Origin of the sequence: Paenibacillus sp. P22, assembly GCF_000469945.2 — a bacterium.
In the GTDB taxonomy this organism is placed as follows: Bacteria; Bacillota; Bacilli; order Paenibacillales; family Paenibacillaceae; genus Paenibacillus_O; species Paenibacillus_O humicus.
Map to the genome: position 1 here is coordinate 1 of NZ_CBRA020000266.1, position 11,462 is coordinate 11,462.

Below are 11,462 nucleotides of genomic sequence, written 5' to 3' on the forward strand. Positions count from 1 at the left end.
CGCCTCGGCGCACGCCTCGCTGCAGGAGCGTCTCCGGCCGCCGGCACCCGCGTGGAAGCGGCGCCGTCCGAAGTGAAGCTCGTCTTCAACGAGAGGATCGAGGAAGCGGTAGGAGCGCTCCAGGTGCTGGACGGCAAGTCGGCCAGCGTCACATCCGGCAAGGCCGTCCTCAGCAGCGACCACCGGTCGCTCACGCTTCCGCTGCCCAAGCTTGGCGAGGGCGTCTACACCGTTTCATACCGGATCATATCCGAAGACGGCCATCCGGTGGGAGGCTCTTACGTGTTCGTCGTGGGCAATCCTCCCGCGGCCAAGGACGCCTCGGCCTTCGATCTGCACGCGCAGCTCGGCCATGCCGGGCATGAAGCGGAAGGAGCGCTCACGACCTCTGCCTTGCTGCTTTATGCGGTGAGGTTCCTCTATTACGCCGCCTTGATGTTCGCGGCGGGAGCGGCGATCTGGTTCTTCCTGTACCGGCCTCTTGCAGGGCTGGCCGAGCCGCTGCGCTCCCGGCTGGAGAGGCTGCCGGGCCAAGGGCTGATGCTGGCCGGGCTGCTCTATGTATTCATGGAATCCACGCAGCTGATGGAAGGGCAGGCCGGATCCGAATGGATCAAGCTGTTCACCCGGACATCGGTCGGCATCACATGGCTGTCTCTGCTCGTCCTTGCCGCTGCAGGACTGATGGTGCCGGCCCGTCTGGCGAAGACGCGGGCTCTATGGGCGCTGCTGCTGCTCGCCCAGGAGGCGTGGAGCGGACATGCGGCCGCGCTGGAGCCGAAGGCGGTCAACCTGGCGCTTGATTACATCCATCTGGCCGGCGCTGCATTGTGGGCAGGCGGCCTCATGCTGCTGCTGGCGCTGTGGGCGGGAGACCGCAAGGAAGCCGGACGCTTCGCCGCCAGCTTCACCCGGGCGGCCTGGATCAGCATCGCGGTGCTGACTCTTTCCGGCATCGCCATGACGCTGCTGTGGCTGACGGATCTGTCTTATCTGTTCATCACGCCATGGGGAATCATGCTGCTCGTCAAGACCGGCCTCGTCGTGCTCGTCGCCGTCACGGGAGCCTTCATCCGCCGCCGGATGAAGCGCTCCGGCTTCCCGTCCGGAGCCATGCTCAAAGCCGACGGCATCCTCATGAGCCTGATCCTGGTCGTCGTCGGCGCCTTCACGTATTTGAGCCCGCTGCCCGCCAACGAGCCGGTGGCATGGCATCAGATGGGCAGCGCCCTTCACGTGTCGATCCGCATCGCCCCGAACGTGCCGGGAGACAATGAATTCACGACGAGGGTTTGGATGTTCAACAAGCTCGGAGCGCCCAAGTCGGTGAAGCTGCGGCTGATTTCCGAGGACAAGCCCGACATGGGTCCGATCGAGGTGCCGGTGGAGCCGTTCAAGGATGACGAGATCAGCTCGTTTGACGGGTATACGAAGTTCGCTTACAAGGTGAAAGGCCCTTATCTTCCGTTCGCCGGGAAATGGACGGCCGAGGTCAGGGTGCTGGATTCCAACGACGACGAGCATGTCGAGCGGACCAGCTTCCGCAATTATTGACGGAGGGCGGGGAAAGACGGATGAAGGCTGTTGCGATCAAGCGCCTGATCCTGTGGACGCCGACTGTGGTCACGGCCGCATGGGAATACTCCAGGCATACGTTCCTGCTTCCCTACTTGTCGATGGATACCGGCAATCTGATCAGTCCGGTGCTTGTTTTTCTCGTCACGGTCACTTTGCTGTACCGGCTTTTCGAGATGCTGGAAAATGCCCAGGAGCAGCTGAGGCGGGAGCAGGCGGTCAAAGCCGCCTTTCAGGAGCGGGATCAGCTGGCGCGCGAGCTTCATGACGGCATCTCCCAGTCGCTGTTCCTGCTGTCGGTCAAGCTGGACCGGCTCGAGCGGTCGACCGGCGCAGGGGAAGTGAAGGAGGCGACCGACGAGATCCGCCGCACGGTGCGGCATGTCTATGACGACGTGAGGGAGTCGATCGCCAATCTGCGCAGCGCGCCCGAGCCCGAGGAGATGCCGTGGCTGAAGTCGCTGAAGGATGCGGCCTCGGAGCTGGAAGCATCCGGCACCCGTGTCGTCGTGGACTGGCGCATCCCCGATACCCAGCTCACGAGCCGGGAAAAGGTGGAGCTTCTCGCGATCATCCGCGAGGCGCTGATGAACGTGCGCAAGCATGCTTCGGCTTCGGTCGTGGAAGTGAGCGGGCGCACCGAAGGGGCGGGCGGCTTCCGCTGCCGCATCGTGGACGACGGGGACGGAGCCGCTCCTGGCGCCGCCGAGGCCAAGGACCGATACGGCGTGCGCATGATGAAGGACCGGGCTGCCGGGGCGGGCTGGACCTTCCGCTTCTCCAGCCCGGCGGATTCGCAAGGCGGCGGCGGGACAGCCGTTGAGGTGGCGCGAAAGCGTCTGCGGAGAAGGGAAGCTGATGACGGAGCGGATTCCAGGCTCGATGGCCGGAATCGGAAAGGAAGTGCGCATATGGAAGAGCTTCAGAGCGCGGAACAGATTAAAGGCGCAGGAGCGGACAGCTGCAGGGTGCTGCTTGTCGACGATCATCCGCATGGCCGCGAAGGGATGCGGATCATCCTTTCGGAGGATGGCTACTTTCAGATCGCAGGAGAAGCATCCGGCGGCGAGGAAGCGGTGCGGCTCGCCGGGGAGCTTGAGCCCGATCTGATCCTGATGGATATCCGGATGCCGGATCTCGGAGGACTGGAAGCGACCTCGCGGATCAAGGCGGCGCAGCCCGGAATCAAAATCGTCATGGTGACCGTGTCGGATGATATCGCCGATCTGTTCGAGGCGATCAAGCGCGGGGCCCAAGGATATTTGCTCAAAAACCTTTCTCCATCCGCCTGGCTGGATTATTTGCGGGCCGTATCGCTGGATCAGGCGCCGATGAGCAGAGAGCTCGCCACGCGCATTCTGCATGAATTCCTGCCTGCCGGCGGCGGGGCGGCTGCTCCGTCCGCTCCGTCCGCCTATCGGGCCAAGCCGGCCAAGCGGCAGGCTTCCTCGTCCCTCACTCCGCTCACCGAGCGGGAAAAAGGAATTCTCGAGCGGGTTGCGCATGGCGAGTCCAATAAAGAAATCGGGGCTGTGCTGGGCATTTCGGAGCATACGGTGAAGAACCATCTCAAAAATATTTTGCAGAAGCTGCATCTGGACAACCGGGTCCAGCTTACCCGATACGCCTATGAGCAGGGAATGATGGATCGGAGATGAACGTTCGACGGATGTTCACATTCTTTTTCGGCTGGTAGCCCTTTGGAGTCATGTCCTTTCCTTGGAGCAGGATTATACTTTGAAGCAGAGTTGTTGAGACCATAAGGAATGGGCGGGTGCATGATGAAAGCAAAAAGCATGAAAAAGCTGTTCCCTGCGGCGGGAGCCGCGATTCTGATGATGCTCCTGATGAGCAGCATCGCGAGCGCGCATGTGACGGTATGGCCGAAGGCGACAACACAGGCTCCTACGAGGTGTTCACGGTCCGCGTGCCGAGCGAGAAGGCGGATGTCACGACGACGGCGGTCAAGGTCCGCGTCCCGGACGGAGTGGAAGTATCCCGCACGCAGCCGCTTCCGGGCTGGAAGACGACGCTCGAGACGACGGCGGACGGCAAGATCGAGTCCATCACCTGGACGGCGGATGAAGGAAAAGGCCTTACGCAGCAGGAGTTCAACGAATTCAAGGTTTCCGGCAAGGTTGCCGCCGACGCCAAGGAGCTGAACTGGAAGGCCTACCAGACGTACAGCGACAGCAGCGTCGTGGAATGGGTCGGAGCGGCCGATGCGGAATATCCCGCTTCCGTCACGACGGTAGCTGCAGGAACCGGAGAAGGCGACGGCCATGGCCACGGCGCCGCGGCAGGCACGGATCCTGCCGCTTCGCCGGCACCGGCCGACGCCGATCATGCGGCAGCTCCTGCTGAGAAGGAGAGCAGCTTGCCGCTCTACTTGTCGATCGCCGCTCTCGTTCTCGGCGCGGCAGCGGTCATTGCCGCATTTGCCCGCCGCGGGGCGAAAGGGTGACAAGCCCCCAAATCCCGATGTTTCCATGAAGGAAGTTCAAGGGAGAGCATGAGAGCCCCCTGATTCAGACAAAACCGCGAGCCGGATTCCATCGGCTCGCGGTTTTTTGCCGCTCGATCTTAAAGAAGAAATTTCCACAGCAGCCAGCTGACGAGAGCCGACAGCCAGGAGATCAGGCCGAACACGATGACGATCCGATTCTCGCTCCAGCCGTACTTCAGGCTGAAATGGTAATGGATCGGAGTCATTCGGAACAACCGCAGCTTGGTGCGCTTGTAATACCACACCTGGAGGATGACCGACAGCTGCTCGGCCAGGTAGACCGAGAACAGGATCGGAATAAGGATCTCGACCTTTTCAAGAACCGCCAGGAACGACAGGGAGCCGCCGATCGCGAGCGACCCCGTATCGCCCATGAACGCTCTCGCCGGATGGATATTATAGAGAAGCAGCCCGAGCAGGCAGGCGATCATGACGAGGGAGAAAGCCTGGACTTCCGGCCGCTCGGATATGGCGAAGAAGAAAAAATACGTCGGAATCGCGGCATTGATCAGCAGGCCGTCGAGCCCGTCCGTAAAGTTGATCGCGTTGGCCGATCCGACGATGAAGAGCAGCATGACGGCGATATACACGGCAGCGGGCAGCTGCAGCGCGAAGCCTTGGACCAGCGCGATCCCGCTGGTCAGCCCAAAATAGCGGAACAGGACATAAAGCAGCGTTCCGGCGAAAGCGAATTGAAGCACGAGCTTGGCGCGTCCCGAGATCCCTCCAGCATCCTGGTAAGCCGCCTTGCGGTAATCATCCATGAAGCCGATGGAGCTGAACAGCAGGAAGGCCGAGCAGAGGAAGAGCATCATCGGCGTCGCCTTGAACTGCATGGACATGACGATGCCGATGAGCAGGATGAGACCGGCCATCAGCGGAGTCCCTCGCTTGGCCTGATGGTCCGGGGGCAGCTCCGCCCGGATCGGCTGCGTCAGCTTCAGGCTCTGCAGCGTCCAGATGAGCAGCGGAGAGCCTGCCGCGACCAGCAGGAAAGACAATCCCGAAACTCCAAGCATTCCATTCATTCTCCGCACGCTCTTTCATCCGGCGAACGACTCGCCTTTTTTTGCATTCCGGCAGGCTGGACAACTACTCCTATGTATGCCGCCTTCGTATTGGATATGCGCTGAATCCAATTGTTTGACGCCCCTGCCGTTATGCTTGTTGCAGAGGGCTGAGCCTAATTTTCCATCCTTTTTTCAAGAATGATCAAGCAATCAAATTGTTATACAGGCAGGGGGGAGTGGAGAATGAGGCTGAAGCGATTCAGAAGACGCAAGAAAATGCCAAACGGAAGCAGTCCCGCCCGCGAACGGACGTCCCAAGCCGCGCCCTTGTGAGCGGAGGAAGCGCGAGCCCGGGTTGCAACTGCGTCTGTTCCCGGATATAATAAGGCATAATTGTCTTAATCAACCCCAATGCTACGATGGAGACCAGTAAGCCAGGCCTGATCCACAGGGAGGGAACGCCGCAGATTGAGAGCGTCCCCGGGCAATCAGCATGGACGAATTCACTCCGGAGCGGAGCTCTGAACGCACGGCCCCGGCCGCGCCTGTAGGAGGCTACGGTCAGCCGGCCGTTATCCGGCAAGAGCAGCCGGGCGCATGAAGCGCCAGGGCGGCATGATTCCTGTCCATGTTGCAGGACAGCGTTTCTTCCGCCCACGCGGAAAAGGCCCTGTCAGGAACAGAGACAGCGTTCATCCGTCAAGAAGGCATGGCAACCTATCCACAGGATAGGGCGGCCATTCCGCAAGCAGGCTGGAATCAGGGTGGTACCACGGTCCTTTCGTCCCTTTGCGGAGAGAGGGCCTTTTTGTATTTTTCTTTAGTGGAGTTTCGACGAGGAGTTTAATCAGGGAGGCATGTGAGCCATGAAGGAACGGTTGGAGGCGCTGCGCGCCGAAGCGCTGCAGGAGCTGGAGAAGGTAGCCGGCCCGCAGGAGCTGGGAGATCTCAGAATCAAGTATTTGGGCAAAAAAGGCGCGCTGACGGAAATTTTGCGCGGGATGGGCGCGCTGAGCGCCGAGGAGCGTCCGGTCATCGGAGAGCTCGCGAACAATGTGCGCGGCGCGATCGAGGCCGTGCTGGAAGAGAAAGGCGCCGCTTACCGCCGCGCCGAGACGGATGCGCGGCTGCGCACGGAGACGATCGACGTGTCGCTGCCGGGCAGCCGGCTGCCGACGGGCGCGATCCATCCGCTCGTGAAGGTGCAGCAGGAGATCGAGGATATTTTCATCGGCCTCGGTTATTCCATCGCGGAAGGACCTGAAGTCGAAACCGACTACTACAACTTCGAGGCGCTCAACCTGCCGAAAAACCATCCGGCGCGCGATATGCAGGACTCTTTCTACGTGACCGAGGACATCTTGATGCGCACGCAGACATCCCCTGTGCAGATCCGCGCGATGAAGGCCAGCGGCGGCAAAACTCCGCTCAAGGTCATCTGCCCCGGCAAAGTATACCGCCGCGACGACGACGATGCGACGCACAGCTTCCAGTTCAACCAGGTCGAAGGCCTTGTCGTCGCCAAAGGCATCCGCATGAGCGATCTCAAGGGAACGCTGCTCCAGTTCGTGCAGGAAATGTTCGGCCGTCAGGCCCGCATCCGACTGCGCCCGAGCTTCTTCCCGTTCACCGAGCCGAGCGCCGAGGTCGACGTGACCTGCTCGCAGTGCGGCGGCAGCGGCTGCCGGATGTGCAAGCAGACGGGCTGGCTCGAGATTCTCGGCTGCGGCATGGTGCATCCGAAGGTGCTTGAAGCGGGCGGCTACGATCCGGAGGAAGTCAGCGGCTTCGCCTTCGGCATGGGCATCGAGCGCATCGCGCTGCTGAAGTACGGCATTGACGACATTCGTCATTTCTATACCAATGATCTGCGCTTCCTGAGCCAGTTCGCGAGAATGTAAGGGGGAACGAGCGATGAAAGTATCTACGAGCTGGCTGAAGGATTACGTCGACCTGAGCGGCATCACGCCGCAGGAGCTTGCCGAGAAAATGACGGACGGCGGCATCGAGATCGATGCGGTCGAACCGATGGACAAGGGCGTGGCCGGCGTTGTCGTCGGTTATGTCAAAGAAAAGACGAAACATCCCGATGCCGACAAGCTGAATGTATGCAAGGTCGACGTCGGCACCGGAGAGAATCTGCAGATCGTCTGCGGCGCGCCGAACGTCGACGCCGGCCAGCATGTGCCGGTCGCCACGGTCGGAGCCAAGCTGCCGGGCGGACTGAATATCAAGCGCGCGAAGCTGCGCGGCGTCGAATCGCAGGGCATGATCTGCTCCGCCCGCGAGCTCGGCCTGAACGACAAGCTGCTGCCCAAGGAGCTGCAGGAAGGCATTCTCGTGCTGCCCAAGCTGGAGCTGGGCCGTCCGATCGGCGAGGTTCTCGACCTCGACACGCATGTGCTGGAGCTCGACCTGACGCCGAACCGCTCCGATGCGCTGAGCCTGCTCGGAGTCGCTTACGAGGTCGGAGCTCTGACCGGCCGTCCGGTCAAGCTGCCGGAGCAGGACGTGTTCGCCGCTGCCGAGAAGGCCGCCGACCATCTGTCCGTCAGCGTCGAGGCTCCGGAGCTGTGCTCCCACTACAGCGCCCGCTACATCAAGGGCGTCAACGTCGCTCCGTCCCCGCTCTGGCTGCAGAACCGCCTCATGGCGGCAGGCGTTCGGCCGATCAACAACATCGTCGACGTGACGAACTACGTCATGCTGGAGTACGGCCAGCCGCTGCATGCCTTCGACGCGGACCAAGTGGCGGGCGGCAGCATCGTCGTGCGTCTGGCCCGCGAAGGCGAGACGCTGGAGACGCTCGACGGCCAGCAGCGGACGCTGCAGCCCCATATGCTCGTCATCGCGGACCGCGACAAGCCGGTCGCGCTTGCCGGCGTCATGGGCGGCGCGAACTCCGAGGTGACGGATGAGACGGTCAACATCGTGCTGGAGTCGGCGAAGTTCGACGGCTCGACGGTGCGCCGCACATCCCGCCAGCTCGGCCTCCGCTCCGAATCGAGCCTGCGCTTTGAGAAGGAAGTGGATCCGGCCCGGGTCATCCCGGCGCTTGACCGCGCGGCTTCGCTGATCGCCCGCCTCGGCCAGGGACTCGTAGCGGACGGCATCGTGCAGGAGGTTGTCAAGGCTGCGGAACCGATCGTCATCACGGTCGGCCTGGATCGGATCAATGCCTATCTTGGAACGGAGATTGCCAAGCTCGAGATCAAGACGATCTTCGGCCGCCTCGGCTTCGGCTCCGAGATTTCGGCGGACGGCTCGGCCGTCAAGGTGGAGGTCCCGACCCGCCGCGGCGATATTTCCCGCGATGTGGACCTGATCGAGGAAGTCGCGCGTCTGTACGGCTACGACAACATTCCGACGACGCCGATCCACGGCGACACGACGCCGGGCGCTCTGACGGCTTCCCAGGCGATCCGCCGAGAGCTGCGGCGCCGGCTCTCCGATGCAGGCCTGAGCGAAGTGATCAACTATTCGTTCACATCCCCGGCCCGAACGGAGCTGTTCCCTGCGCTTGGAGGAGGCTCGCGCCCGATCCGTCTCGCCATGCCGATGAGCGAGGATCGGAGCGTCCTGCGCACCTCACTGCTGCCTCAGCTGCTGGAGACGGCGACGTACAACCGGAACCGCAAAAATCCGGACCTCGCCGTATTCGAAATCGGCACGGTCTTCCATACCGACGAAGAGGCGCTGACGGCTCTGCCTCACGAGAAGCATCGCCTGGCCGTGCTGCTCACAGGCGCCCTGCGCGGAGCTTCCTGGAACCGGAAAGCGCAAAAGGCTGATTTCTACGACGCCAAAGGCGTGCTGGAATCGGTATTCGCCGCGCTCGGCCTGAGCGGCTCCGTCACCTACGAAGCGGACGCGCCGGAGCATCTGCATCCCGGCCGGACTGCTGCCGTCAAGCTGCATACGGAGCTCGGCGAGCAGACGATCGGATACGTCGGCCAGCTTCATCCGGAAGCCCAGCAGGCGGAGGATCTGGACGATACCTTCGTCGCCGAGATCGATCTCGACGTTCTGTACGACGCCGCGGACCGTTCCATCGTCTACCGCACGCTGCCGAGGTATCCGGCCGCGGAGCGCGACATCGCCGTCACGGTAGATGCGGGCGTTCCGGCGGCTGCTCTCACGGCAGCGGTGAAGGAAGCGGCCGGCGAGCTGCTTGAGTCCGTCCGTGTCTTCGACGTCTACACGGGCGAGAAGCTCGGCGCCGGACGCAAGAGCGTCGCGCTGTCGCTCGTCTACCGCCATCCGGAGCGCACGATGACGGACGAAGAGGTCGCCGGGCTGCATGCCAAGGCCGTCGCCGAATTGGAACAATCTTTCTCCGCTGAATTGCGGAAATAGGCAGGAAACGCGTAAAGCCGCATCGAAGTAGTCCCCAAAGAGGACTGCGGATGCGGTTTTTCCTTTGAGCAGCGGATTCGGAAGCCTTTTGAGGGTTTTGATCGTCGTAAGGAAATAGAGTTTTTGCGATAGGAATATATGGATCGAGCAATCGCTACATAACGAGCAGCACAGACCGGTTCGACTTCCAGCGATAGGTCCAAAGGAACAGACGAATGGCTGGACTTTCGGAACCGCTTGAACCGCACGGACCGCATGAACCGCATGAACCGCATGAACCGCATGAACCGCATGAACATTGAACCATCGCCCGTCACCGGGCCTTAATATAGAGGCTTGCACCGATGCCCCGCACCGCCGAAGACAGGAGCTCCTGTTCCTCGGGAGCGTTTCGCCGCCGCTGGCAGCCATCGGGAGCACAGCCGTACAACAACGGGAGGATACCGCCTTGAAGGAAGCCGATCGCTTGAAAGTAACGGTGGATATATACGGACATCAATATAAACTCACAGGCCACTCCAGCGTCGACTATATCCGCCGGGTGGCGGCTCTCGTCGACGAGAACATGCATAAGCTGGCGAAAGGCTATCCGAGACTGGACATGCCGAGGCTGGCTGTGCTGGCGGCGGTGCATATGGCGGAGGATGTGTTCCGGCTGCGCAGCGACAGCGACCTGCTGAAGGAAGAGCAGAGCCTGCGCAAAACGCTTGTCGGAGAGCTTGAGAAGGCCCAGGCTTCGGTCGAGGGCATGCAGGAGGAGATGAAGCGGCGCGAGGAGGAGTCCAGGTCGCGCCTCGATCAGCTGCTGAGCGAACGGGAAGAAGCCGAGCGGGCAATGCGCAGCGAAGCGGAGGAAAGGCTCGGAGCCGTACAGGCCGCCGTCAAGGAAGAGACGCTGCGCCTGGAGCGCGAAGGCTCCGAGGCCGCCGCCCGGCTTGAGGGGCGTTGGCTGGCTGAGCGCGAGGAGCTCGTAAGGGCGCATCGCGGCGAGATCGAGGAGCGCGAGCGGCAGCATGAGAGCGAACGCGGCGAAGCGGCACGCTTGCTGGAGTCGGAGCGCAAGGAATGGGAGCGGATGTACGAGGAGGAGTCCCAGGAGCGCGAAGAGTCTCACGCTGCGGCGCTGGAGCAGTCGGCGAGCCGGTATGCGGCGGAAAGCTCGGCGCTGAAGGAAGGCTTGGAGCGCGAGCGCAAGCTTCTTCAGACGCAGCTTGAGGAGTCCAGGCGAGAGCTCGAGGAACTGCTGGAAAGCGAGCGGGCAGCAGCTGCGGCTCGCTTCGAGGAGCAGCGACGCGAGCTCGACGAGGCTCACGCCGCACAGATCGAGGAGCGGGAAGCCAGGTTCGCCTCCGAGATGAGGAGCCTCGAAAGCTCCTTGCAGCAGAAAGTCGCGGAGCTGCAGGAGCTGTACGACCGCGAGGCGGATGCGCGCGCCGTGGAGCGCGCCGAGCTTGAACAGCTGTACGAAGCGGAGTGCCGCGAGCGCGAGCAGGAGAGGGAGGCTTTGCAGCAGCAGCATCAGGAGGAGCTGGCGGCGCGCGAGAAGCTGTATCGCGAGCAGGTGAGCGCTCTGGAGGAGAAGCTGCTCGCCGAGCGCAAGGGCAAGGAGAGCGAGCTGGAGCAGCTGCGCGCGCGTATGAGAGCGGAGATGGACGGCGCGCTTGCCGGCCGGGAGGCCGATTGGCGCAGCGAGGCGGCGAAGCTGGAGGAGCGCCATGAGGCGCTTCTCGCAGAAGCGTCGGCCGCTGCGGAAGCGGCTATGCAGGAACGCGAGGCGCAGCTGCGGCTGGAGCTTGAGAGCCGGCATAGCGAGGCGGCAGCCGCTGCCGAGGCGGCGCTTCGCGAGCGCGAGGAGCAGCTGCGCAAGCGCTATGAGAGCGAGCGCAGTCAGGCGGCGGCCGAGGCGGAAGCGGCAATGCAGGCGCGGGAGGCTGAGCTGCGCAAGCAGCATGAGCGCGAGCGCAGTCAGGCGGCAGCGAGGCGGAAGCGGCAATGCAGGCGCGCGAGGCTGAGCT

7 protein-coding genes and 1 pseudogene are annotated in these 11,462 nt (G+C 62.6%); 7 read left to right on the top strand and 1 reads right to left on the bottom strand.

What is annotated here, in order from left to right; all coding sequences use genetic code 11:
• The 4 genes and pseudogenes from BN871_RS25340 to BN871_RS25355 form a co-directional block, all read left to right on the top strand.
• Positions 1-1,554, top strand: a 1,554-nt coding sequence (locus BN871_RS25340) for a copper resistance protein CopC (RefSeq protein WP_048749882.1), incomplete at its 5' end; no start/stop codon positions are given.
• A 197-nt stretch (positions 1,555-1,751) separates the two neighbouring features.
• Positions 1,752-1,991: pseudogene (locus tag BN871_RS29510) on the top strand (histidine kinase); the annotation flags it as partial.
• A gap of 495 nt (positions 1,992-2,486) precedes the next feature.
• A complete protein-coding gene (locus tag BN871_RS29515) occupies positions 2,487-3,233 on the top strand; it encodes a response regulator transcription factor (RefSeq protein ID WP_048749892.1) in 747 nt (248 codons plus the stop codon).
• 221 nt (positions 3,234-3,454) lie between these two features.
• A complete protein-coding gene (locus BN871_RS25355) occupies positions 3,455-4,039 on the top strand; it encodes a YcnI family protein (RefSeq protein WP_332310251.1) in 585 nt (194 codons plus the stop codon).
• A 119-nt stretch (positions 4,040-4,158) separates the two neighbouring features.
• On the opposite strand, the gene mraY is transcribed toward BN871_RS25355, so the two are convergent.
• The gene (mraY, locus tag BN871_RS25360; protein WP_048749884.1) at positions 4,159-5,109 is read right to left on the bottom strand and encodes a phospho-N-acetylmuramoyl-pentapeptide-transferase; all 951 of its coding nucleotides are present in this window, start codon (positions 5,107-5,109) and stop codon (positions 4,159-4,161) included.
• Positions 5,110-5,957: 848 nt separating this feature from the next.
• Between mraY and pheS the strand changes: the two genes are divergently transcribed.
• From pheS to zapA, 3 genes are all read left to right on the top strand, one after another.
• The gene (gene pheS / locus BN871_RS25365; RefSeq protein ID WP_021881538.1) at positions 5,958-6,992 is read left to right on the top strand and encodes a phenylalanine--tRNA ligase subunit alpha; all 1,035 of its coding nucleotides are present in this window, start codon (positions 5,958-5,960) and stop codon (positions 6,990-6,992) included.
• Positions 6,993-7,005: 13 nt separating this feature from the next.
• Positions 7,006-9,447: a phenylalanine--tRNA ligase subunit beta gene (gene pheT, locus BN871_RS25370; RefSeq protein WP_048749886.1), complete on the top strand. Its 2,442-nt coding sequence runs from the start codon at positions 7,006-7,008 to the stop codon at positions 9,445-9,447.
• Positions 9,448-9,895: 448 nt separating this feature from the next.
• On the top strand, positions 9,896-11,462 hold a 1,567-nt coding region (gene zapA / locus BN871_RS25375; protein WP_048749888.1), incomplete at its 3' end, for a cell division protein ZapA.